At 73.0% G+C, this 21,361-nt stretch carries 23 protein-coding genes and 1 tRNA gene; 14 read left to right on the forward strand and 10 right to left on the reverse strand.

Annotated features, from left to right (window positions below):
- Positions 1-31 precede the first annotated feature (31 nt).
- On the forward strand, positions 32-982 hold the full coding sequence (locus SVTN_RS31015) for a helix-turn-helix transcriptional regulator (protein ID WP_041132066.1): 951 nt from the start codon (positions 32-34) through the stop codon (positions 980-982).
- A 5-nt stretch (positions 983-987) separates the two neighbouring features.
- On the opposite strand, the gene SVTN_RS31020 is transcribed toward SVTN_RS31015, so the two are convergent.
- Positions 988-1,860 carry a Rossmann-fold NAD(P)-binding domain-containing protein gene (locus SVTN_RS31020; RefSeq protein WP_041132067.1) on the reverse strand — a complete coding sequence of 291 codons (873 nt, stop codon included), beginning with the start codon at positions 1,858-1,860 and terminating at the stop codon, positions 988-990.
- A gap of 108 nt (positions 1,861-1,968) precedes the next feature.
- On the opposite strand from SVTN_RS31020, the gene SVTN_RS31025 reads away from it, so the two are divergent.
- Together SVTN_RS31025 and SVTN_RS31030 are read left to right on the forward strand one after the other, a co-directional pair.
- A complete protein-coding gene (locus tag SVTN_RS31025; protein WP_041132068.1) occupies positions 1,969-2,901 on the forward strand; it encodes an AraC family transcriptional regulator in 933 nt (310 codons plus the stop codon).
- Between the two features lie 71 nt (positions 2,902-2,972).
- Complete coding sequence (locus tag SVTN_RS31030) at positions 2,973-3,887, forward strand: class I SAM-dependent methyltransferase (protein ID WP_041132069.1); 915 nt, start codon at positions 2,973-2,975, stop codon at positions 3,885-3,887.
- Positions 3,888-3,918: 31 nt separating this feature from the next.
- Here SVTN_RS31030 and SVTN_RS31035 read toward each other — a convergent pair whose 3' ends face one another.
- A complete protein-coding gene (locus SVTN_RS31035; RefSeq protein WP_041132070.1) occupies positions 3,919-4,383 on the reverse strand; it encodes an RICIN domain-containing protein in 465 nt (154 codons plus the stop codon).
- A gap of 127 nt (positions 4,384-4,510) precedes the next feature.
- On the opposite strand from SVTN_RS31035, the gene SVTN_RS31040 reads away from it, so the two are divergent.
- Positions 4,511-5,785: an SUKH-4 family immunity protein gene (locus SVTN_RS31040; protein WP_052499389.1), complete on the forward strand. Its 1,275-nt coding sequence runs from the start codon at positions 4,511-4,513 to the stop codon at positions 5,783-5,785.
- 48 nt (positions 5,786-5,833) lie between these two features.
- Here the strand turns inward: SVTN_RS31040 and SVTN_RS31045 are convergent, their stop codons facing one another.
- The 3 genes from SVTN_RS31045 to SVTN_RS31055 form a co-directional block, all read right to left on the reverse strand.
- Positions 5,834-6,628, reverse strand: a complete 795-nt coding sequence (locus SVTN_RS31045; RefSeq protein WP_052499749.1) for an aldo/keto reductase — start codon at positions 6,626-6,628, stop codon at positions 5,834-5,836.
- A 139-nt stretch (positions 6,629-6,767) separates the two neighbouring features.
- Positions 6,768-8,591 (reverse strand): AMP-dependent synthetase/ligase, encoded by a 1,824-nt coding sequence (locus SVTN_RS31050; RefSeq protein WP_052499390.1) that lies wholly within the window; start codon positions 8,589-8,591, stop codon positions 6,768-6,770.
- 444 nt (positions 8,592-9,035) lie between these two features.
- Positions 9,036-9,902, reverse strand: a complete 867-nt coding sequence (locus SVTN_RS31055) for a LysR substrate-binding domain-containing protein (protein ID WP_041132072.1) — start codon at positions 9,900-9,902, stop codon at positions 9,036-9,038.
- Between the two features lie 113 nt (positions 9,903-10,015).
- On the opposite strand from SVTN_RS31055, the gene SVTN_RS31060 reads away from it, so the two are divergent.
- From SVTN_RS31060 to SVTN_RS31070, 3 genes are read left to right on the forward strand one after another with little or no spacing between them, the layout of a single operon-like run.
- Positions 10,016-11,110, forward strand: a complete 1,095-nt coding sequence (locus tag SVTN_RS31060) for a bile acid:sodium symporter family protein (RefSeq protein ID WP_041132073.1) — start codon at positions 10,016-10,018, stop codon at positions 11,108-11,110.
- Between the two features lie 28 nt (positions 11,111-11,138).
- On the forward strand, positions 11,139-11,660 hold the full coding sequence (locus tag SVTN_RS31065; protein WP_041132074.1) for an isochorismatase family protein: 522 nt from the start codon (positions 11,139-11,141) through the stop codon (positions 11,658-11,660).
- Positions 11,657-12,040: a hypothetical protein gene (locus SVTN_RS31070; RefSeq protein ID WP_041132075.1), complete on the forward strand. Its 384-nt coding sequence runs from the start codon at positions 11,657-11,659 to the stop codon at positions 12,038-12,040. Before SVTN_RS31065 ends, SVTN_RS31070 begins: the two co-directional genes overlap by 4 nt.
- Before the next feature lie 120 nt (positions 12,041-12,160).
- Here SVTN_RS31070 and SVTN_RS31075 read toward each other — a convergent pair whose 3' ends face one another.
- Together SVTN_RS31075 and fdhD are read right to left on the reverse strand one after the other, a co-directional pair.
- The gene (locus tag SVTN_RS31075; RefSeq protein WP_078908110.1) at positions 12,161-13,390 is read right to left on the reverse strand and encodes an IS701 family transposase; all 1,230 of its coding nucleotides are present in this window, start codon (positions 13,388-13,390) and stop codon (positions 12,161-12,163) included.
- A gap of 88 nt (positions 13,391-13,478) precedes the next feature.
- Positions 13,479-14,315 (reverse strand): formate dehydrogenase accessory sulfurtransferase FdhD, encoded by an 837-nt coding sequence (gene fdhD / locus SVTN_RS31080; protein WP_041132076.1) that lies wholly within the window; start codon positions 14,313-14,315, stop codon positions 13,479-13,481.
- A 235-nt stretch (positions 14,316-14,550) separates the two neighbouring features.
- On the opposite strand from fdhD, the gene SVTN_RS31085 reads away from it, so the two are divergent.
- The 4 genes from SVTN_RS31085 to SVTN_RS31100 all read left to right on the forward strand — a co-directional run bounded on the left by SVTN_RS31085 (position 14,551) and on the right by SVTN_RS31100 (position 17,340).
- Positions 14,551-15,495, forward strand: a complete 945-nt coding sequence (locus tag SVTN_RS31085; RefSeq protein WP_041132077.1) for a beta-ketoacyl-ACP synthase III — start codon at positions 14,551-14,553, stop codon at positions 15,493-15,495.
- Between the two features lie 145 nt (positions 15,496-15,640).
- Positions 15,641-16,198 carry a hypothetical protein gene (locus SVTN_RS31090; protein WP_041132078.1) on the forward strand — a complete coding sequence of 186 codons (558 nt, stop codon included), beginning with the start codon at positions 15,641-15,643 and terminating at the stop codon, positions 16,196-16,198.
- 125 nt (positions 16,199-16,323) lie between these two features.
- The gene (locus SVTN_RS31095; RefSeq protein ID WP_041132079.1) at positions 16,324-17,034 is read left to right on the forward strand and encodes a class F sortase; all 711 of its coding nucleotides are present in this window, start codon (positions 16,324-16,326) and stop codon (positions 17,032-17,034) included.
- Between the two features lie 218 nt (positions 17,035-17,252).
- Positions 17,253-17,340 (forward strand) — tRNA-Leu (locus SVTN_RS31100).
- 55 nt (positions 17,341-17,395) lie between these two features.
- Here SVTN_RS31100 and SVTN_RS31105 read toward each other — a convergent pair.
- From SVTN_RS31105 to SVTN_RS31115, 3 genes are all read right to left on the reverse strand, one after another.
- Positions 17,396-18,106, reverse strand: a complete 711-nt coding sequence (locus SVTN_RS31105) for a class I SAM-dependent methyltransferase (protein ID WP_041132080.1) — start codon at positions 18,104-18,106, stop codon at positions 17,396-17,398.
- 82 nt (positions 18,107-18,188) lie between these two features.
- A complete protein-coding gene (locus tag SVTN_RS31110; protein ID WP_041134418.1) occupies positions 18,189-18,587 on the reverse strand; it encodes a hypothetical protein in 399 nt (132 codons plus the stop codon).
- Positions 18,588-18,658: 71 nt separating this feature from the next.
- Complete coding sequence (locus SVTN_RS31115) at positions 18,659-19,090, reverse strand: ATP-binding protein (protein WP_041132081.1); 432 nt, start codon at positions 19,088-19,090, stop codon at positions 18,659-18,661.
- Between the two features lie 271 nt (positions 19,091-19,361).
- Here SVTN_RS31115 and SVTN_RS31120 point away from each other — a divergent pair, with 271 nt between their 5' ends.
- The 3 genes from SVTN_RS31120 (at position 19,362) to SVTN_RS31130 (ending at position 21,354) form a co-directional block, all read left to right on the forward strand.
- Positions 19,362-20,237 carry a helix-turn-helix domain-containing protein gene (locus SVTN_RS31120; RefSeq protein WP_041132082.1) on the forward strand — a complete coding sequence of 292 codons (876 nt, stop codon included), beginning with the start codon at positions 19,362-19,364 and terminating at the stop codon, positions 20,235-20,237.
- Positions 20,238-20,474, forward strand: coding sequence for a DUF397 domain-containing protein (locus SVTN_RS31125; RefSeq protein WP_015037566.1), 237 nt, complete (start codon positions 20,238-20,240; stop codon positions 20,472-20,474).
- A gap of 73 nt (positions 20,475-20,547) precedes the next feature.
- The gene (locus tag SVTN_RS31130; protein ID WP_041132083.1) at positions 20,548-21,354 is read left to right on the forward strand and encodes an SAM-dependent methyltransferase; all 807 of its coding nucleotides are present in this window, start codon (positions 20,548-20,550) and stop codon (positions 21,352-21,354) included.
- Positions 21,355-21,361 lie beyond the last annotated feature (7 nt).

A 21,361-nucleotide genomic window follows, 5' to 3' on the forward strand; every position in this document is an offset into this window, starting at 1 on the left:
CGTAAGGAGCCTTCACTGACACCGTGTGTCAGTGAAGTCCAGCCGGCTCGTCTCGCTCCTCCTCCTGCTCCAGACCCGCGGTCCGCTCACGGCCGCCCGCCTCGCCGGGGAACTGGAGGTCTCCGTCCGCACCGTCTACCGCGACGTGGAGGCGCTGCAGGCCGCCGGAGTGCCGCTGTACGGGGACGCCGGGCACCGCGGCGGCTACCGGCTGCTCGCCGGATACCGGCACCGCCTCGCCGAGCTGTACGCCCGCGAGGCCGAGGCCCTCGTCCTCGCCGGGCTGCCCGTCGCCGCCGACGAACTCGGGCTCGGCCCGCACTTCGCGGACGCCCAGCTGAAGCTGCGGGCCGCGCTGCCCGCGCCGTTGCGGGAGCACGTCGACCGGCTGCGGGCCCGCTTCCACATCGACGCCCCCGGCTGGTACGCGGAGTCCACCGAGGCCCCGTTCCTGCACGAGGTCGCCGACGCGGTCCGCACCGGACGCGTCCTGGAGGTCCGCTACCGCCGCTGGAAGGAACCGACCGACGTCGACCGGCGCCTGGAGCCGTACGGTCTCGTCCTCAAGGCCGGCCGCTGGTACCTGGTCGCCGGACCCGGGCCGCGCACCTACCGCGTCGACCAGATCCTCGCCGTCACCGTCACCGACGAGGAGGCCGAGATCCCGGACGACTTCGACCTCGTCGCCCACTGGCGGGCCTCCCAGGAGGACTTCCACGCCCGGCTGTACCGGGGAGAGGCGCTCGTACGGATCTCCCCGCGCGGCGCCACCCGGCTCACCGGCGCCACCGCCCGGGCCCTCGCCGCCACCGGCACCCCCGAACCGGACGGCTGGACGCGCGCCACCCTCCCCGTCGAATCGCCGCAGCACGCCCACGACACCTTCCTCGGCCTCGGCGCGGAGGTGGAGGTCCTCGCCCCCGAGGGCCTCCGGGAGAGCATCGCCGCGACGGTACGGACGCTGGCGGAACGGTACGCCTGAACCGGTCACGCCTCCGGTGCGCCCCACGCCTCCGCCGCGCCCCACGCCTCCGTCGCGAACTCGGCGAAGGAGCGCGGCTCCCGGCCCAGGATCCGCTTCACGCCGTCCGTCGCCGAGGCGTTGTGCCCGTCGAGGAGCGTGCCGAACAGGGCCGCAAGCCACTCCGCCTCGTCGACCGCGAGCCCGAACCCGGCGAGCAGTTGCGCGTACTCCGCCTCGGACACCGCCTGGTAGACCACCGGGCGGCCCGAGGCGCGGGAGACCTCCGCCGCCACCTCCGCGAAGCCCACCGGCCGGGGGCCCGTCACCTCGTGCACCCGCCCCGCGTGCCCGTCCGCCGTCAGGGTCTCGACGACGACGTCCGCCAGATCGTCCGCGTCGACGAACGGCTCGGCCGTGTCACCCGCCGGGAAGACCACCGCGCCCTCGGCGACGCCCTCCGCGAGCAGCCCCTCGGAGAAGTTCTGCGCGAAGAACGAGGCCCGTACGAAGGTCAGTTCGGCCCCGGACGCCGCCGCCCGCAGGGCCTCCTCCGCCAGGACCGCCGCCGGCTCCCCGCGCCCGGAGAGGAGCGTGAGCCGCCGTACGCCGTTCTCCACGGCCAGCCGGCCGAAGGTCTCCATCGCCTCCACCGCACCGGGGGCGGCCAGGTCCGGGTAGTACGCCACGTACGCGGCGTCCGCGCCCCGCAGGGCGGGCGCCCAGGTCTCCGGGGCCTCCCAGTCGAAGACGGTCGCCCCGGTCCGGGACCCGGCCCGGACCGTCGTACCGCGGGCGGTCAGCCGCTCGGCCACGCGCCGCCCGGTCTTGCCGGTGGCGCTGGTCACCAGGACCGTCGTGTTCTGCGTCTGCTGCGTGTTGTTCGTCTGCGTCGTCATGGCCCAAGACTCCCGCCCGCGGCCCCGCCCGCCCATGCTGTGCCGTCTCACCCGCCTACGCATCCGTCTCAGCCCGCCTGCCCCGCCGACGCCCTACCCTTGCGCTCCATGGACGCACTCGCCGGACTCCTCGACGGGCCACGCGCCAAAGGCGCCTTCCTGCTCCGCATGATCATGGAACCGCCGTGGTCCGTGCGCATCGAGGACGAGGCCCCGATCTGCCTCATGTGCGTCACCGAGGGCGAGGCCTGGATCGTCCCCGACACCGGCGAACCCGTCCTGCTGCGCCCCGGGGACATCGCCATCGCCCGCGGCCCCGAGCCGTACACCGTCGCCCACGCCCCCGACGCCCCGCCCCGCGCCAGGATCGGCCCCGACGGCCGCTGCACCACCCTCTCCGGGGAGCCGCTCGCCCAGTCCATGCGCCTCGGCGTCCGCACCTGGGGCAACGCCCCCGACGGCGGCACCACGGTCCTCGTCGGCACCTACCTGATGGACGGCGAGGTCGGCCGCAGGCTCCTCGACGCCCTGCCGGGCCTCGTGCACCTGCCCGCCGACGTGTGGAACTGCCCCCTCATGCCCTTCCTCGACGAGGAGATCTCCCGCGACGAACCCGGCCAGAGCGTCGTCCTCGACCGGGTCCTCGACCTGCTGCTCATCGCCGCCGTCCGCGCCTGGTTCTCCCGGCCGGGGGCCGAGGCCCCCGCCTGGTACCGCGCGATGGGCGACCCGGTGGTCGGCCGGGCGCTCCGGCTGCTCCAGAGCGACCCCGCCCACCCCTGGACCGTCGCCTCGCTCGCCGCGAAGTCGGGCGTGTCCCGGGCCGCGCTCGCCCGCCGCTTCACCGAGCTCGTCGGGGAGCCCCCGATGGCGTACCTCACCGGCTGGCGGCTCGCGCTCGCCGCCGACCTGCTCCGCGAGACGGACGCCACCGTCGAGTCCGTGGCCCGGCAGGTCGGCTACAGCGGCGCGTTCGCCCTGAGCGCCGCCTTCAAGCGCGTACGGGGCATCAGCCCGCAGGAACACCGGGGGCGCGGCTGACGGGCCCGGGTCATGTTGCCGGACCGGCAACATTTCTGGCGCTCTCGGCCGTCCCGCCGCACCCTGGTGCCATGAGCCAGCATCACGCGTCCCACCACGGCCACCAGCACGGCACCGGTCACGGTCACGGTCCCCACGACCACACCCACCTCGACTGGAGCGAGATGGCGCCGCTCCTGGAGCGGCAGGCCGAGGTCGCGAGCCCCGCCTACGCGGAGGCCGCGGCCTGGCTGGGCACCCTCGCGCCGGTGCAGGGCGTCCGCCGGATCCTCGACGTCGGCAGCGGCCCCGGGGTCGTGACCGGCCTGCTCGCCGAGGCGTTCCCGGCCGCCGAGGCGGTCGCCGTCGACGGCAGCCCCGAACTCCTCGCCCGGGCCCGGGCCCGCGCGGACGCCCGTGGCCTCGGCGCCCGGGTCTCCACCCTCCACGCCGAACTCCCCGAAGGGATCGGCACCCTGGGGCAGGCCGACCTCGTCTGGGCGGGCAACTCCCTGCACCACATGGGCGACCAGAGCGCCGCGCTCGCGGAGTTCGCCGGCATCCTGAACCCTGGCGGCCTGATCGTCCTCGTCGAGGGCGGGCTGCCCCGCCGGCACCTGCCCCAGAACATCGGGATCGGCAGGCCCGGCCTGGAGGCCCGGCTCGACGCCGCCCACGCCGACTGGTTCGGCGAGATGCGCGCCGAGCTCCCGGACTCCAAGGACGAGCCGGACGACTGGCGGGCGCTGCTCGCCGGCGCCGGCCTCACCCCGGCCGGCACCCGCACTTTCCTCGTGGACGTCCCCGCGCCCGTCTCCCCGGCCGTCCGGGAGCTGGCCGTCGCCCACTACGAGCGCCTCCGGGACGGCCTGGCCGCCCGGCTCGACGCCGACGACAAGGAGACGCTCGACCGGCTGCTCGACCCGGCCGACGCACTGTCCCTGCACCACCGCACGGACCTGTTCCACCTCACCGCCCACACCGTGCACACCGCCCGCAAGGGCTGAGCCCGGACGGGGCCCGGGTCAGGACACCGGCTCAGGACACCGGCTCAAGACGCCACCACTGGAACGGTGAGTCGGTGTCCTCCCACTGCTGGACGTTCCCCCCGTCCTCCTTCGACTCGTCGGCGACCTCCAGGAGCAGACCGCTGATGAAGCTCACCAGGGCCACCGTCCCCGGTGACTGGAGGTCCTGCTCGATGACCCACTCCTGAGCGCCGAAGTTGTTGGCCCTCCACTGCTGGATGTGCGCGCCGTTCTCCGTGGACGCGTTCGCGACGTCGAGCCGTTTGCCGCTGGCCGCGTTGACCAGGTGGTAGAGCCCGCCGCCGTTCGGCACGGACGTGATGTGCCAGTGCTGGCCGGGAGTTCCGTTCCCGGTGCCCTGCTGGACCTTGGCCCCGCTGCGGCCCGACCCCTGGTACACCTCCAGGAGCAGTCCGCTGGCCACGTTCCGCAGCCGGTAGAGGCCCTCCTTCACGGGCTCCGGGGCACCGCTCACCGTACCGACTCCTTCTCTTCGCAGGGCAGTTGGGCAGCGCGACCGACACTGTCGCGCGCACCCCCAGGGGGTGTCTCCGACTCTACGTCCCGGGTACGACAACAGCCCCACCTGGCACGATGGGCCGGTGACCGATCTCGATCTCCGTACCCTGCTCGACGACCCCGCCCAGGTCCTGCGCCACGACCGCGCCGAGCTCCGCGCCCGCCTCGACGCCCTGCCGGAGGAGCACGGTGGCGTCGGCCGCGAGGTGTTCACCCAGGCCGAGGCGGTCTTCGGGAGCGCCCCGGTGACGTCCGCCGAGTTCGCCTCCTGGCTGCACTTCGCCGCGACCGTCCTCGGCCACCGGGAGTACGCCGAGCGCGTGGCGGCCGCCGAACCGGGGCTGCCCTGGCGGACGGTGTGGGTCTGGTGGCGGCCGGTCGGCGCCCACGAGGCCGCCCCGAACCTCAGCGGCGACCGCTCCGCCGAGGTGTACGAGGCCGAGGGCACCCCGCTCCTGAAGGTCTGGGCCCTGTGGTGCGAGGACACCTGGTTCGACCTGGCCACCGGCCGGCGCAGGCCCGCCCCCGCCGAGGGCACGGCCGAACCGTACGAGGAGACCGAGCCGGACGGGCCCTGGCTGTTCGACGGCGACGACGAGTCCTGGGCGCTGCGCCACCCCGACTCCTGGGAGGAGCCGATCCCGCTGGACGGCGGCCGCTACGTCTTCCTCGACGCGCGCGGCGTGGCCGTGGTGGAGCAGAACGACGAGGCACTCGCCGACTGGCCGAGGGGCGGGGCCGATTCCTCCCGCCCGGCCCCGGCGGACGGCGGGCCGTGGTTCCGGCCCGGCACGAGACACGCGGAAGGACCGCTCACCGCGGCCCGGCTCGACGCGGTCTTCGGCCCCTCCGGGGTCCTCCGCGTCCCGGCGGCCGACCTGCCCGCGGCCCTGACGCACGCACCGACCCGGGCGCTGCTCGCCGAGGCCGGACTGCCCCGCCACTGGGCGGCGGGAGTCACGTCCTTCGCGGTCGCCGACGAGCTGCTGAGCCCAGGTCCCGAAGGCCTGCTGCGCGTCGGCGCGTTCGACCTCGGGTACTGCGACGCCGGGGAGGTCTTCGTCCACCCGGCGACCGGCGCCGTCGGAATGCGCCAGCCGGACGGCAGCCACGGCCCGGGCGGAGACGCCGTCTTCCCGCTCGTCCGCGACCTGGAGGCCTTCGTCCGGTTCCTGGAGGGCGTCCGCCGTCACATGGGCGCCTGCTGGGACCCGTACTCGGGGGAGGAGGGCGTGAAGGACTTCCTCCGCGCGATGGAGGCCGTCGACGCCGAGGCCCTCGCCGAGGGCGCACCCGGCGCCGAGGTCTGGGAGCACCTCTTCGCCTCGATCACCGAACTCGGCGTGGACGGCTACTGAGAAGGCCGCGGCCGCACCCGCGGGTGCGGCCGCCGCGCCTTCGCGCGCTCAGGCGCCGACGTTGAACTCCGCCGGGTTCGGGCCCAGACGGCGGCCCTCGTCGAGGGCGGCGATCGCCGCCAGGTCCTCGGCGTCCAGCTCGAAGCCGAAGACGTCGATGTTCTCGCGGATGCGCGAGGGGGTGACCGACTTCGGGATCACCACGTTCCCCAGCTGGAGGTGCCAGCGCAGCACCACCTGGGCCGGCGTCCGTCCGTGCTTGCGGCCGATCGCGACGATCGCGGGGACGTCCAGGAGCCCCCTGCCCTGGCCGAGCGGCGACCACGCCTCGGTCGCGATGCCGTGCTTGGCGTGCGCCTCGCGCGACTCCGCCTGGGCGAGCTGCGGGTGCAGCTCGATCTGGTTGACGGCGGGCACGACCGAGGTCTCGCCGATCAGCCGCTCCAGGTGCTCCGGGAGGAAGTTCGAGACGCCGATCGCCCGGGCGCGCCCGTCCGCGAGGATCTTCTCGAACGCCCGGTACGTGTCGACGTACGCGTCCTTCGCCGGCACCGGCCAGTGGATCAGGTACAGGTCGACGTGGTCGAGCCCCAGCTTGTCGAGGGAGGCGTCGAAGGCGCGCAGCGTCGAGTCGTAGCCCTGCTCGCTGTTCCACAGCTTCGTGGTGACGAACAGCTCCTCGCGGGGGATCCCGGAGGCGGCCACGGCCTCGCCGGTGCCCCGCTCGTTCTCGTAGATCGCCGCCGTGTCGATCGAGCGGTACCCGGCCTCCAGGGCCGTCGTCACGGCCGCCGCCGCCTCGGCGTCCGGCACCTGCCAGACGCCGAAGCCCAGCTGCGGCATCTCCACGCCGTTGTTCAGGGTGATCGAGGGAACGTTGCTGTCCGTGCTCACGTGGGATGGATCCTTACGTCGTCACTGGCTCTACGGAGGTACTCCCAGCGTCAACGATCACGGGCCGCTCCGCATTCCAGCCGGCCGGTCAGCCGTACAGCGCCGCGACCTCCGCCGCGTACGCCCGCTCGATCGCCTTCCGCTTCAACTTCAGCGAGGGGGTGAGCAGCCCGTGCTCCTCGCTGAAGGGATGCGCCAGGATCCGGAACGTGCGGATCGACTCCGCCTGCGAGACCAGCGTGTTCGCCGCCACCACCCCCCGCCGGATCTCCGTCTCCAGGGCCGGGTCGCGCACCAGCTGGGCCGGGGAGAGCGGCGCCCGCCCCTGCATCGCGAGCCAGTGCTCCACCGCCTCCTGGTCGATCGTCACGAGCGCGGCGATGTACGGCCGGTCGTTGCCGACCACGATGCACTGGGCGATCAGCGGATGCGCCCGCACCCGCTCCTCCAGGGCGGTGGGGGAGACGCTCTTGCCGCCGGAGGTCACCAGGATCTCCTTCTTCCGCCCGGTGATCGTCAGATAGCCGTCCGCGTCGAGGGCACCGATGTCCCCGGTGGCCAGCCAGCCGTCGTTGAGGACGGCGGCCGTCGCCTCCGGAGCGTTCAGATAGCCGGAGAAGACCTGGCCGCCGTGCAGCCACACCTCGCCGTCCTCCGCGATGTGCACCGTCGTCCCCGGGACCGGCTGGCCCACCGTGCCGTACTTGGTGCGCCCGGGCGGGTTCGCCGTGGCGGCGGCCGAGGACTCGGTCAGCCCGTACCCCTCGAAGACGGTGATCCCCGCGCCCGCGAAGAAAAGACCCTGCCTGCGGTCCATCGCCGAACCGCCCGACATCGCGTGCCGCACCCGCCCGCCCAGGGCCGCCCGCACCTTCACGTACACCGTCTTCTCGAAGAACTGGTGCTGCACGCGCAGCGCCGCCGAAGGGCCGGGACCGGTCCCGAAGGCCTTCTGCTCGAGCGCCTCCGCGTACGCGACCGCCACCTCCACGGCCTTGTCGAAGGGGCCCGCCTTCCCCTCGCCCTCCGCCTTGCGGCGGGCCGCGTGGAAGACCTTCTCGAAGACGTACGGCACGGCGAGCACGAACGTCGGCCGGAACGCCACCAGGTCGGGCAGCAGCTCGGCCGCCGCCATCACCGGCTGGTGCCCCAGCTTCACCCCGCCCCGGACCGCCGCGACCTCCACCATCCGCCCGAAGACGTGCGCGAGGGGCAGGAACAGCAGCGTCGAGGCCTGCTCGTCGGGCCGGGAGCGGAACACCGGCTCCCAGCGGCCCATCACCATGTCCGTCTCGAACATCAGGTTCGCGTGGGTGATCACACAGCCCTTGGGGCGGCCCGTCGTCCCCGAGGTGTAGATGACCGTCGCCACCGTCTCCGGGGTCACCGCCCGCCGGTGCCGGTGCACGACCTCCTCGTCGATCTCCCGGCCCGCCGCCGTCAGCTCGCCCACCGCGTCCGCGTCCAGCTGCCACAGCCGCTGGAGCCGGGGCAGCCGGTCGATCACCGAGCCGATCGTCATCGCGTGGTCCTCGTGCTCCACCACGCAGGCCGTGACCTCGGCGTCGTGCAGCATCCAGAAGACCTGCTCGGCGGAGGACGTCGGATAGACCGGCACGGGCTGCGCGCCCAGCGTCCACAGCGCGAAGTCGAAGAGCGTCCACTCGTACCGGGTCCTGGCCATGATCGCGACCCGGTCGCCGAACCGCACGCCCTGCGCGATCAGCCCCTTCGCGAGACCCACGACCTCGTCCCGGAACCGGGCGGCGGTCACGTCGTGCCACTCCCCGTCCGGGCCCTTGCGGCCGAAGGCGATCCGGCCCGGCTCGGCGAGGGCGTGGTCGAACACGGCGTCCGCCAGACCGCCGACCTGAGGCGCCGCCTCGACGGGCGGCACGGTGAACTCGCGCACTGACCTGCTCCTCGACGGCTCGTGGCTGGAAAAGCCCGTTGTCGCACTCCGTACGGCGCCGGTGACGGTACCCCACGCGACCGGCCGGTGGGAGGGCCTTCACCAAGCCGGGACATTCCGCGTTCGCACAGGTCAGGGCCGGTGAGGCAGCCGAGTCGGGGGCGTCTCGCCCGCAATACTGACCCGACGGTAAGTACTCCGGGGCCGAATCTCCACGGAATCTGTACGGGCCGCTCACGCCCCCGACCCGGAAGCACCGCAGTGGCGCCTTCTCGCCCCATGCTCCCCCGGGGCGCCGCAAGCGGTTACCTACGGTTCGGCGAGGTCGGCGCCGCCGGTTCGGCGAAGCCTGCGCAGTCGGTCGCCGACCGGTTCGGCGAAGCCCGTACAGCCCGGTCGCCGACCGGTTCGGCGGAAGCCGGTACAAGCCCGGTCGCCGCCGGTTCAGCGAGGCCTGTGCAGCCGGTCGCCGCCCGCCAGGATCGCCTCCGCGAGGGCGTCCGCCGCCTCCTGGCTCTCCCCGCCCCGGCGCCCCTTGCGCAGGACGAAGCCCACGTCCCCGAGCTCCGGAAGCCCCGCGCGGGCCGGCACCGGGACGAGCCCCGGCGGCACCAGGCCCCGCGTGTGCGCCATCACCCCGAGCCCCGCGCGGGCCGCCGCCACGTTCGCGCTCAGGCTGGAACTCGTGCACGCGATCCGCCACGCCCTGCCCTGCGCCTCCAGCGCCTCCAGGGCCCGCGCCCGGGTGATCCCCGGCGGCGGGTACAGGATCAGCGGCACCGGACGGTCCGGGTCGAGCCGCAGCCCCGGCGCCCCGATCCAGATGAGCGTGTCCTCCCACACGAGCCGGCCCTCGCTCTCCGCCCCGCGCCGCTTGGCCAGGATCAGATCGAGACGGCCGGCCGCGAGCCGCGCCTGGAGCGTCCCGGACAGTTCGACCGTCAGCTCCAGGTCGACCTCGGGGTGCTCGCGCCGGAAGGACTCCAGGATCTCCGGCAGCCGGGTCGTCACGAAGTCCTCCGACGCGCCGAACCGCAGCCGCCCGCGCAGCCGCGTCCCGCCGAAGAAGGCCGCCGCCCGCTCGTGCGCCTGGAGGATCGTGCGCGCGAAACCGAGCATCGCCTCGCCGTCCTCCGTGAGCTCCACGCGATGCGTGTCGCGGGCGAACAGCGGCCGGCCCGTCGCCTCCTCCAGGCGCCGCACGTGCTGGCTGACGGTCGACTGGCGAAGGCCGAGCCGGTCCGCCGCGCGCGTGAAGCTCAGCGTCTGGGCCACGGCGAGGAAGGTGCGCAGCTGGGTGGGCTCGTACACCCCACGACGTTATCGCGAATCATGATGACAGTCAGAGTGCTGTACGGGATTCCCGATCACCGGGCCGTGGCGCAGGATGGACACGCGCGATCCCCGTAGGAGCACTGGAGCCCATGACCCCCCGTACGCCCGGCCGTACCGCCCGCCGCCCCCTCCGCCTGCCGTCCTGGCTGCCCGTCGACGGGTACGTGCTCGCGCTGCTCGGCACGGTCGCCCTCGCCGCGCTCCTCCCCGCCTCCGGGGCCGCCGCGACGGTCACGGAAGGCGCGTCGACCGGGGCCGTCGCCCTGCTCTTCTTCCTCTACGGGGCCCGGCTCTCCACCCGCGAGGCCCTTGACGGCCTCAAGCACTGGCGGCTCCACCTCACCGTCCTCGGCTGCACCTTCCTGCTCTTCCCGCTCCTCGGCCTCGCCGCCCGAGGCCTCGTGCCCGGCGTCCTCACCCCCCAGCTCTACAGCGGCTTCCTCTTCCTCTGCCTGGTGCCGTCCACCATCCAGTCCTCCATCGCGTTCACCTCGATCGCCCGGGGCAACGTGCCCGCCGCGATCTGCGCCGGCTCGTTCTCCTCGCTCGCCGGCATCGTCCTCACCCCGCTGCTCGCGGCCCTGCTCCTCGGCAACAGCGGGGGCGGCCTCTCCGCCGACGCGCTCCTGAAGATCGTGCTCCAGCTCCTCGTGCCGTTCCTGGCCGGGCAGTTCCTGCGCCGCTGGGTCGGCGGCTTCCTCGTCCGGCACAAGAAGGTCCTCGGATACGTCGACCGCGGCTCGATCCTCCTCGTCGTCTACACCGCCTTCAGCCAGGGCATGGTCGCCGGCATCTGGCACCTGGTGACCCCCGCCCGGCTCGGCGCGCTGCTCGCCGTCGAGGCCGTGCTCCTCGCGGTGATGCTGGCCCTGACCTGGTACGGGGCCGGGCGCCTCGGCTTCGACCGGGCCGACCGGATCGCGATCCAGTTCGCCGGCTCCAAGAAGAGCCTGGCGGCCGGGCTGCCGATGGCGAGCGTCCTCTTCGGCCCGCAGGCCTCCCTCGCCGTGCTCCCGCTGATGCTCTTCCACCAGATGCAGCTGATGGTCTGCGCGGTCATCGCGAAGCGCCGTTCGAGGGACCCGGAAGCGGCCGAGGAAACCGGAACCGGAGCCGTGGCCGGGCCCGCGGCGGCCGCTCCCGAACCCGTACGGGCCCCCGAGGTGCCGACGGCCGGCACCTGATGATCATCCGGGCCGCTACGGTGCTCCCATGCCCGCACTCGATCCCGGCCGCACCGCGCTCGTCCTCGTCGACCTGATGGAACGCATCGTCGCGCTGCCCCTCGCCCCCCGCCCCGGCACCGAGGTCCTCGCCGCCTCCGCCCGGCTCGCCGACACCTTCCGGGCCGTCGGCGCGCCCGTCGTCCACATCCGCGTCGAGCGGCCGAACGTCGACGCCCAGCCGCCCGGCAGCGAGCTCGTCCCCGACCTCGTCCGCGACGGCGACCCCGTCGTCGTCAAGCGCACCATCGGCGGCTTCCAGGACACCGGACTCCACGAGCTGCTCTCCGGACTCGGCGCCACCACCCTCGTCCTCGGCGGCATCGCCACCAACCTCGGCGTCGAGTCCACCGCCCGCGCCGCCTGCGACCTGGGCTACGACCTCGTCTTCGCCGAGGACGCCATGTCCGCGCTCACCGCCGACGAGCACCGCGCCTCCGTCGACCTCGACTTCCCGCGCCTCGGCACCGTCGCCCCCGTCTCCGCGATCACCCTGGACGGCCCCGAGTGACCCGCGTGCCGATACGGTACGGGGCCCGCCCCTGCTCCCTCGTCGTCTGCCGGGGCTGCTGCTGCGGAGACCCCCGCAAGAACCCCGGCATGGACCACGCCGGTCAGCTCGCCCGCCTCCGCGAGGCCGCCGCGGCCTCCGGCGGCCGACTGCTCGTCCGTACCAGCGACTGCCTCGGCCCCTGCGCCCAGGCGAACGTCCTCGTGGTCCAGCCGTCCACCGAGGGGCGGCGCAGGGGAGGCAGGGCCGCCTGGATCGGCTGGAGCGCCGACGAGGACTGCCTCGACGAGGTCCTCGCCTGGACGGCGGCAGGCGGCCCCGGCGTCGTGCCGCCCCCGGCGACCCTCGAACTCCAGATGATCGACCCGCCGAAGAACTAGTAGTGCTTCGTTAGGTTCTGAGTCTGGTTGTGTTGCGGGGCAGGCGTCGGCCGCAGGTGGTGCAGGTGCCGGTCCAGCACTGCAGCAGGTCCTGAAGGGCGTCGAGGACCTGGTAGAGGGTCAGGCCGGCGTGCGTGCTTTTGGGTCGAGGCGCCGCAGGGTGAGGAAGGCCTGGGCGGCGGTGACGAGGGTGACGTGATGGTGCCAGCCGCGCCAGGTCCGGCCCTCGAAGTGGTCCAGGCCCAGGCCGTGCTTGAGCTCGCGGTAGTCGTGTTCGATGCGCCAGCGCATCTTCGCCCAGCGGACCAGGTCGGTGACGGGTGTGGTGGCGGGCAGGTCGGTCATCCAGAAACCGGTCGGCCCGGCGGCATCCGCCGGCTGTTCGACCAGCAGGGTCTTCAGCGGGAGAACACCGTCCCAGCGGTTGCGTCCACCGGCCTGTTCCTGGGCGGTGCGGCAGGCTTCCTTGCCCGACGGCCGGACTTCGATCACGGCGAAGCGGGAGGTCATCAGGCCCTTGCTGCCCTGCCGCCAGGCGACTTGTTGGAACGAGGTGTCCGGGGTGACGAACGAGGTCAGGGGCCGGGCCGGCTCTCGGTAGCGGGGCAGCGTGGGCGGCCCCAGACCGCCGTAGGCGGGCTGGAACGGGTCGGCCGCGGCCGGGCGGGCGACTTCCTTCGGATCCACCGCTATGACATAGGACCAGCCGCGTTCCTCCAAAGCGAGGCGGAAACCCACGCTTCGGCCGTAACCGGCATCGGCCACGATCACCGGCACCGCGAGACCCTGCTCGGCCATCCGGTCCAACAGTCCCAGAGCCAAGTAGGGCTTCGAGACGTGCCCGACCTCGTCGGGAATCCCGGCACGCTGACGTCGTACGTGATCGGCCGCCCAGTCCTCGGGCAGAAACAGTTCCCAGTCGAGCGGGCACGATGCGGTGTCGGTGGCCGCGTGCACGCTGACGGCGACCTGGCAGTTCGCCCGCTTGCCCAACGCTCCGCAGTACTGCCGGGCCACCCCCACCGAAGCGGTGCCGCACTTGGGGAACGACACATCGTCGATCACCCACACCTCAGGCCGGATCGCCTCGCTCAACCGCTCGGCGATCCGCCGCCGCACCGGTAGCGGATCCCACGGCGACTGGTTCACGAACTGCTGCAGGGCCTGCATGTTCCCGTCCGGCAGCCGCTCGGCCATCGGCTGGATCGACTTCCGCCGGCCGTCCAGCATCAGACCCCGCAGATAACACCCGCCCCACCGGCGCTGATCCCGCCGCGGCAACGAGGCGAACACATCGGCAACGAACTCCGACAACTCATCCCGGAGCCGTTCCACCTCCCCAAGCCTCATGACCGGGAGATGCCCACCACCAGGCGAGATCACTCGACGTAACGAAGCACTACTAGGGCCTGTCCGGCGGATCAGGGCCGGACAGACACTAGGGCGCCTTCACGTCGATCCGGTGCTCGCCCGCGTACACGTTCATGTCCGGCCCGCGCAGGAAGCCGACCAGCGTCAGGCCCGTCTCGGCGGCCAGGTCGACGGCGAGCGAGGACGGCGCGGACACCGCGGCGAGCACCGGGATCCCCGCCATCACGGCCTTCTGCGCCAGCTCGAACGAGGCCCGCCCCGACACGAGCAGCACCGCACGCTCCAGCGGCAGCAGGCCCTCCCGCAACGCCCGCCCCACGAGCTTGTCCACGGCGTTGTGCCGGCCCACGTCCTCCCGTACGTCGAGCAGTTCGCCGTCCTCCGCGAACAGCGCCGCGGCGTGCAGCCCGCCGGTCGAGTCGAAGACCCGCTGCGCGGCCCGCAGCCGCTCAGGGAGCATCGAAAGCAGCTCGGGGCTGACCCGTACCGGGGGAGTGTCGGCGATCGGGAAGCGGGCCGTGGTGCGGACCGCGTCCAGGCTGGCCTTGCCGCACAGCCCGCACGAGGACGTCGTGTAGACGTTCCGCTCAAGGGTGATGTCGGGGACCGTCACACCGGGGGCCAGCTGCACGTCCACCACGTTGTACGTGTTGCGGCCGTCGTCCGTGGCGCCCGCGCAGTACACGATGTTCCGCACGTCCGACGCCGCCCCGAGGACCCCCTCGCTCACCAGGAAACCGGCCGCGAGCGCGAAGTCGTCGCCCGGCGTGCGCATGGTGATCGCGATCGGCCGGCCGTTCAGCCGGATCTCCAGCGGCTCCTCCGCCACCAGGGTGTCGGGCCGCGTGTTGACCGCCTCGCCCCGGATCCGCAGGACACGCCGTCGCTCGGTGACCCGTCCCATCGTGACCGCACTCGATTCTCTCCGCAGGGAAGGCCGGAAGGCCCTGTCCGCCCCATTCTCCGCCACGCCCCACCCCCGCACGCGCATCCGCGCACCCGTCCGTCCCGGGCCCGTTGTCACGGTCGGCCAAGCGATTCGGGGGAATGTTGGTGGTTTACGTCACCTGTTACTGATCAGTCGCTGGCAAGACTGGGGAATCCTGCCGGACGAACGAACCACCTAGGGGGTCCCGAGAATGACGGGCACTCGCATTGCCGCGCTCGGGCACTACCAGCCCGCCAAGGTGCTGACCAACCACGACCTCGCCGAGCTGGTCGACACGAGCGACGAGTGGATCCTCAGCCGGGTCGGCATCCGCACCCGGCACGTCGCCGGGCCCGACGAGCCGGTCGACGAGCTCGCCGCCCACGCGGCCGGCAAGGCGCTCGCCGCCGCCGGCCTCACCGCGGGCGACATCGACCTCGTCCTCGTCGCCACCTCCACCGCGATCGACCGCTCGCCGAACACGGCCGCCCGCGTCGCCGCCCGCCTCGGCATGGGCTCGCCCGCCACCATGGACCTCAACGTGGTCTGCGCCGGCTTCACCCACGCCCTGGCCACCGCCGACCACGCCGTCCGCGCCGGGGCCGCCCGCCGCGCCCTCGTCATCGGCGCCGACAAGATGACCGAGATCACCGACTGGACCGACCGCACCACCTGCGTCCTCACCGGTGACGGGGCCGGCGCCGCGATCGTCGAGGCCACCGAGACCGACACCGGCGCCATCGGCCCGGTCCTGTGGGGCTCCGTCCCGGAGATGGGCCACGCCGTCCGCATCGAGGGCACCCCGCCGCGCTTCGCCCAGGAGGGGCAGTCCGTCTACCGCTGGGCCACCCAGCAGCTGCCGGCCCTCGCCCGGCAGACCTGCGAGCGCTCCGGCATCGCCCCCGAGGACCTCGCGGGCGTCGTCCTGCACCAGGCCAACCTGCGGATCATCGAGCCGCTCGCCGCGAAGATCGGCGCCGTCAACGCCGTCGTCGCCCGGGACGTCGTCGACTCCGGCAACACCTCGGCCGCCTCCATCCCGCTGGCCCTGTCCAAGCTGGTCGAACGCGGCGAGCTGCCCTCCGGCGCCCCGGTCCTGCTCTTCGGCTTCGGCGGCAACCTCTCGTACGCGGGACAGGTCGTCCGCGTCCCGTAGGGCCCGGGGTCCTCGTGACCCGTTCGGCGGAGTGCCGGTGGCGGGGGGCCGGGGGCGGACCTAGCTTCGATCGCGGTGAGGGTCGTTCCCTTCCGGACGCGGAATCGCTCCGCGTCCGAGCCCTCCCGTGATCTGGAGGACCGCCATGCGCGTGATACGTGCCGCTTCCGCCGCCCTGCTCGGCGCCGTCGCCGTCGTCGCGATCGCGCCCCTGGCCGCGGCCGGCGACGGCGACGGCAACATCACGTCGTTCGGCTTCTCCGTCACCCCCGCGACGATCGCCCCCGGCGGCACCGTCACCCTCACCTCGGACGGCTGCGAAGTGCCCTCCGTGACCGTCACCTCCACCGTGTTCGAGACCGTGACCCTCAACGAGGGCCGCCCGGCCACGGCGACCGTGGACGTCGACGCCAAGGCCGGCAGCCAGGTCGAGATCACCTTCGACTGCAAGGGCGAGCGGGGCACCACCCAACTCACCATCGCCGGCGGCGACACCGGCGGGACCACCGGACACGACACCGGCACGGGCACGCACACCGGCGCCCACAAGGGCGTGAAGGCCGGCTACGGAACCGCCGCCGCCTCCGGCGCGGACACAGAGGGGCTCGGCACCACCGAAGTGGTCACGGGCGTCCTGCTGATCGCCGGAGCGCTCGGCGCCGCCGTCGTGCTCACCCGCCGCCGCGCCGACGGCCGCGCCTGAGAACGGCCCCTCCGCCCCGGTGTGACGAGGTCCGGGGCGGAGGGGCGCCAGTACGCACCGCACGCGGGGACGGCCGCGTGCGCGACGGGCCTCGCGTACCGCAGGGCACGAGGAGGAGGGCGGACGTGGGGCTTTCCGACGGCACGGGCGGCCCGGACGGCACGGGCGGCCCGGACGGTACGACGCAGCCGGACCGCACCGGACGGCGTGGCGCCTGGGGCGTCATCGCCGTCGTCCTGCTCATCGGCGTGCACCTCGTACGCGGCGGTACGGGGGACCTCCAGGGCGCCGGCCCGCCGCAGCCCCTCGCCGCCGCCGCACCCGACGGGACGCGGGCCGGTGTCGCCGCCCTCGCCCCCGTGCCCGTACCCCCTCCGCTGCCCGCCTCGCCCCCGGTCCGGGTCCGCGTCCCCGCCGTCCGCATCGACGCACCCGTCACCGCGGTCGGACTGGACCCCGACGGCTGGATCGAGGCCCCGCCGCCCGAGGACGACCGGCTCGCGGGCTGGTTCACCGGCGCGGTCACCCCCGGCGAACGCGGCACCGCCGTCGTCGTCGGCCACGTCGACACCCCGGGCGGCCGGGCCGTCTTCTACGACCTCGGCGCCGTCGGCAAGGGACACCGCGTCGAGATCGCCCGCCGCGACGGCAGGACGGCCGTCTTCGCCGTGTACGGGGTCGAGGTCGTCCCCAAGGAGGGCTTCCCCGCCGAGCGGGTCTACGGCGACGCCGGCGTCCCCGAACTGCGCCTGATCACCTGCGGCGGCACCTTCACGGAGGAGGGCGGCTACGCGGGCAACGTGGTGGTCTCGGCCCGCCTGGTCGAGGTGCGCTGACCGCGACCTGACGGACTCCGGCCGAAGGATTGGCCCGGACCGCGTCGGGGTCGTCAGGGTGGCTTTCACGGAACCGGCGTCGGGGGGCGTCGGGTTCCCTGGGGCAAGGAGACCGTCCCACCCCACTGACCATGGAAAACGCTGGTGAAAGCCACCTCGAACCCCTGGTAGAGTTATCTCTGTCGCCGCGGGGGAAACCCCGAAACGACAATCACCTGGTCCGGGTGGCGGAATGGCAGACGCGCTAGCTTGAGGTGCTAGTGCCCTTTATCGGGCGTGGGGGTTCAAGTCCCCCCTCGGACACCACACGGAAGTGCCGGTCGATCTCGTATCGACCGGCACTTTTCGTTGCGCCGGGGCGTCACCTCTTGCGCGCCACCACCAGCCTGCAGCGCGGGCTGCCGTCCTCCCGGCGGCCCAGGGGTTCGATCGGGGCGAGGGAGACCTCGAAGCCGCTGTCCTCCAGGCGGGCGCGGACGTCCGCGAGGCGGAAGGTGCGGTAGTACATGACGAACGGCGGGTGCCAGACGGCGTTCCTGACGCGCATCGCCGCGTCGAAGCCCCACAGGGTCCAGTAGAGGCGGGAGCCGACCGGTGGTGGGGCGGGGAGCGGGAAGGCGAAGGTGCCGCCCGGGCGCAGGGCGGCGTGGACCTGGGCGAAGAGGGTGCGCTGGTCGGCCGGGAGGAAGTGGCCGAAGGCGCCGAAGCTGACCGCCAGGTCGAAGACCGGGGCGAAGGGGAGGGCCAGGGCGTCGGCGCGGACCAGGTCGGCGGTCGGGTGGGCGTTCCGGGCCCGGGTCAGCATGCCCGTACTGAAGTCGACGCCCGTGATCCGGCCCGCGCAGACCGAGCGGAGGACGCCGAGTCCGGCGCCGGTGCCGCAGCAGACGTCGAGGCCGGAGTCGAAGGGGCCGAGGGTCTCCAGGGTGTGGGCGACCGCGGTCAGGAGCCGGTCGGAGGTGCGGAAGGGGGTGGCGTCGAACTTGCTCGCGAGCAGGTCGTAGCCGTGCTCGACGGAGGAGAGGGCCTGGACGGTCAGCTCGCGGAGGCTGGGACCCTGCGGGGTGAACATGGCACCGAGCCTAGGGGGTGTCCTGCCCGGTCGGGAGGCACTCGGAGTGAAGACACCCCTGAGTGGTCACGGACCGGGCGTGTCAGAGCGCGCTGCCCACCGGGGGCGCCGGCCAGGACGGCGCGATGCCCGTGAGCTGGCAGACGAGGAGGTAGAGGGGGATCGGCGGGGTGTAGGGGGAGGTGCCGTCGGGGTGGTGGATGAGGCGCGGGCGGCGGTCCGGGATCTCGGCGCCGGGGGCGTAGCAGGCGGGCAGCGGCCAGGTGAGGTCGTGGTCGGAGCCGGCGGGGACGAGCCACCACCACCAGTCGGAGTCGGCGTAGACGCAGCCCTTGGCGGGGAGGCGGGAGAGGATCTTGAAGCCGAAGCGGGCGGGGACGCCGACGGCGTCGCAGCCGAGGCCGGTGTGGAGTCCGACGGGGACGGCGAGGCGGGTGGCGCCGAGCTCGCGCGGGTGGGCCTGGACGCGGTGGGATTCCAGGGAGCGGCGCGGGGCCGGTACGGAGGCGGCCTCGGGGGACCTGAGGGCCCGCGGGATGATGCGGATCGACCTCAGCACGGTTCCCCCATGCCGTGGGCGAGTTCCGCCCAGACGATCTGCGCGGTGCCGTGGCCGGTGCGGTCGGCGCCCCAGGCGGTGCAGAGCGCGTCGACGATGAGGAGTCCGCGGCCGCGTTCCTCCGCGCCGCAGTCGCGTATCCGCGGTCCGGCGGGGCCGCCCTCGTCCCGTACGGCTATGCGCAGGGTCTCCTCGCCTTCGCGGAGTTCGCAGACGAAGCGGCTGCTGGCGGTGTGCACGACGGCGTTGGTGACGAGTTCGGAGACGACGAGGGCGACGGTCTCGCGTATCTCGGGGCCGCAGCCCCAGAGGATGAGCCGTTCCTCGGCGAGCCTGCGGGCCCGGGCGACGGACGCGGTGAGGGCCGGGAGCTCGAAGGCGAAGCGGCGGACCGGATCGGTGTGGTGCGGTGGGCGCTGGGCCATGACCCGAGGGGCTGCAGGGCTCATGAGACCTGAGGGCTGCGCGTTACCAGAAGCCACGACCGGTTCCTCACAACAGTGGGCAGGACTGCCGTACGGCGCTGTCGCCGTGGCGCGGTGGCGCACGGCGGCAGCGTGTACTGGTTCACCGGAACACTGTCCTCCTGCGTCGGACACTTGGCAAGTGGCACTCTGAAAATTGCAGAGTGCTGTGTTCTCTCTGGCCGGGCTTCGTGGCACACTCGTCGAAACAGCGCGTCGGGGAGGTCTGAGAGTGAGCGAGCCGCGGTCCGCCCCCACGGTGGGACAGGTCGTCCTCGGAAAGCGTCTGCAGGACCTGCGCGAGCGGGCCGGCATGAAGCGGGAAGAGGCGGCGAAGATCCTGCGGGTGGCCCCGGCCACCGTCCGGCGGATGGAGACCGCCGAGGTCGCGCTGAAGATCCCGTACGTGCAGCTCCTGTTGAAGGAGTACGGGATCACGGACTCCGAGGCGGCGGGCTTCGTCGCCCTCGCGGAGGAGGCCAACCTCCCCGGCTGGTGGCAGCGGTTCCACGACGTTCTGCCCGGCTGGTTCTCCATGTACGTCAGCCTGGAGGGGGCGGCCAGCCTCATCCGGGCCTATGAACCCCAGTTCGTCCCCGGTCTGCTCCAGACCGAGGAGTACGCCCGCGCCATTCTGCGCAGCGGGGCGGTCGGTGGCGGCAGCGATGCCGGCAGAGACGAGGACGCCGAGCGCCATGTAGCCCTGCGGATGGAGCGTCAGTCCCTGCTGACCAGGGAAGACGCCCCGAAGTTCTGGGTGATCATGGACGAGACGGTGTTCCGCCGACCGGTCGGTGACGGGCCCGAAGTGATGCGCGACCAGCTCGACCGGCTGCTCGAAGCGTCCGAGCTGCCGAACGTCACCCTGCAGATCGCGGAGTTCGCGTCCGGCCACCATCCCGGCACCTACGGGCCGTTCGTCCTCTTCCGCTTCGCCATGCCCGAACTCCCGGACATGGTCTACAGCGAGTACCTGACCGGCGCCGTCTATCTCGACGCGCGTCCCGAGGTGGCATCCCACCTGGAGGTCATGGACCGCATGGCGGCGCAGGCCGCGACTGCACAACGCACGAAGGAGATTCTCCGGAATCTCCGCAAGGAGCTGTGAATGGATCGCATATACAACGGCATGCCCGCCGCAGAGCTCGGTGCCGAGGGTTGGCACAAGCCCTGGAGCGGCGGGAACGGGGGCAACTGCGTGGAGGCCATGAAGCTGGCCGACGGCAGAGTCGCCGTGCGACAGTCCGCAGACCCTGAAGGACCAGCGCTCATCTACACCCACGGGGAGATCGCCGCTTTCATCCAGGGCGCCAAATCCGGTCAGGCTGATTTCCTGCTCACCTGAACCTTCCGTCCCACCCCTACCATCGCGTAACTCTTGTTGTAGCGCCACCCGTTCAACCCGACCAGGAGAGCCGATGACCCAGGACCCCGCATCCGTACGGATCGACACCAGCAAGCCTCATCCGGCGCGCATGTACGACTGGTTCCTGGGCGGCAAGGACAACTACCCGGTCGACGAGGCGATGGCACGTCAGCTGCTCACCGTCGACGCCCGTGGCCGGGACATGGCCCGCGTCAACCGGGCCTTCATGCACCGCGCCATCCGCTGGCTCAGCGCCCACGGCGTCCGGCAGTACCTGGACGTCGGCACGGGCATCCCGACCGAGCCCAACCTGCACCAGATCGCGCAGGAGGCCGCGCCGGAGTCCCGCATCGTCTACTGCGACAACGACCCGATCGTGCTCGCGCACGCGGCCGCCCTGCTGCGCTCGACCCCGGAAGGGGCCACCGAGTACATCCAGGCGGACGCCCGCGAGCCCGAGATCATCCTCGAAAGGGCCGGAAAGGTCCTTGATTTCGACCAGCCCATCGCGCTGTCGATGCTCGCCCTGCTGCACTTCGTGGGGGACGAGGACGGCGCGTACGAACTGGTCTCCAAGATCGTCGACAAGCTCGCGCCGGGCAGCTACCTCGTCCTCTCCCACGTCACCGGGGACTTCGACCCCGAGGGCGCGGCGAAGGCGGCTGCCATGTACAAGGCGCGCGGGCTGACCCTGCGGCCCCGCTCGCGCGACGAGCTGGCCGCGTTCTTCGACGGCCTCGAGTTCGTCGAGCCCGGGGTCTCGCTCACCGCCGAATGGCACCCGGAGCTGGGCGAGCCCGTCCCGGTCCAGGGCGACGACCCCATCCCGGGGTGGGCCGCGGTGGCCCGCAAGCCCTGACCCGATC

Source organism: Streptomyces vietnamensis, from assembly GCF_000830005.1.
GTDB lineage: Bacteria > Actinomycetota > Actinomycetes > Streptomycetales > Streptomycetaceae > Streptomyces > Streptomyces vietnamensis.

Bases quoted from the DNA above. Each gene is read 5' to 3' on its own strand.
- SVTN_RS31025 (WP_041132068.1), top strand. From the start codon at position 1,969: ATGGACGCACTCGCCGGACTCCTCGACGGGCCACGCGCCAAAGGCGCC.
- SVTN_RS31085 (WP_041132077.1), top strand. From the start codon at position 14,551: ATGACGGGCACTCGCATTGCCGCGCTCGGGCACTACCAGCCCGCCAAG.
- SVTN_RS31125 (WP_015037566.1), top strand. From the start codon at position 20,238: ATGGATCGCATATACAACGGCATGCCCGCCGCAGAGCTCGGTGCCGAG.
- SVTN_RS31130 (WP_041132083.1), top strand. From the start codon at position 20,548: ATGACCCAGGACCCCGCATCCGTACGGATCGACACCAGCAAGCCTCAT.
- SVTN_RS31030 (WP_041132069.1), top strand. From the start codon at position 2,973: ATGAGCCAGCATCACGCGTCCCACCACGGCCACCAGCACGGCACCGGT.
- SVTN_RS31075 (WP_078908110.1), bottom strand. From the start codon at position 13,390: ATGAGGCTTGGGGAGGTGGAACGGCTCCGGGATGAGTTGTCGGAGTTC.
- SVTN_RS31115 (WP_041132081.1), bottom strand. From the start codon at position 19,090: ATGGCCCAGCGCCCACCGCACCACACCGATCCGGTCCGCCGCTTCGCC.
- SVTN_RS31060 (WP_041132073.1), top strand. From the start codon at position 10,016: ATGACCCCCCGTACGCCCGGCCGTACCGCCCGCCGCCCCCTCCGCCTG.
- SVTN_RS31105 (WP_041132080.1), bottom strand. From the start codon at position 18,106: ATGTTCACCCCGCAGGGTCCCAGCCTCCGCGAGCTGACCGTCCAGGCC.
- SVTN_RS31065 (WP_041132074.1), top strand. From the start codon at position 11,139: ATGCCCGCACTCGATCCCGGCCGCACCGCGCTCGTCCTCGTCGACCTG.
- fdhD (WP_041132076.1), bottom strand. From the start codon at position 14,315: ATGGGACGGGTCACCGAGCGACGGCGTGTCCTGCGGATCCGGGGCGAG.
- SVTN_RS31090 (WP_041132078.1), top strand. From the start codon at position 15,641: ATGCGCGTGATACGTGCCGCTTCCGCCGCCCTGCTCGGCGCCGTCGCC.
- SVTN_RS31020 (WP_041132067.1), bottom strand. From the start codon at position 1,860: ATGACGACGCAGACGAACAACACGCAGCAGACGCAGAACACGACGGTC.
- SVTN_RS31045 (WP_052499749.1), bottom strand. From the start codon at position 6,628: ATGCCGCAGCTGGGCTTCGGCGTCTGGCAGGTGCCGGACGCCGAGGCG.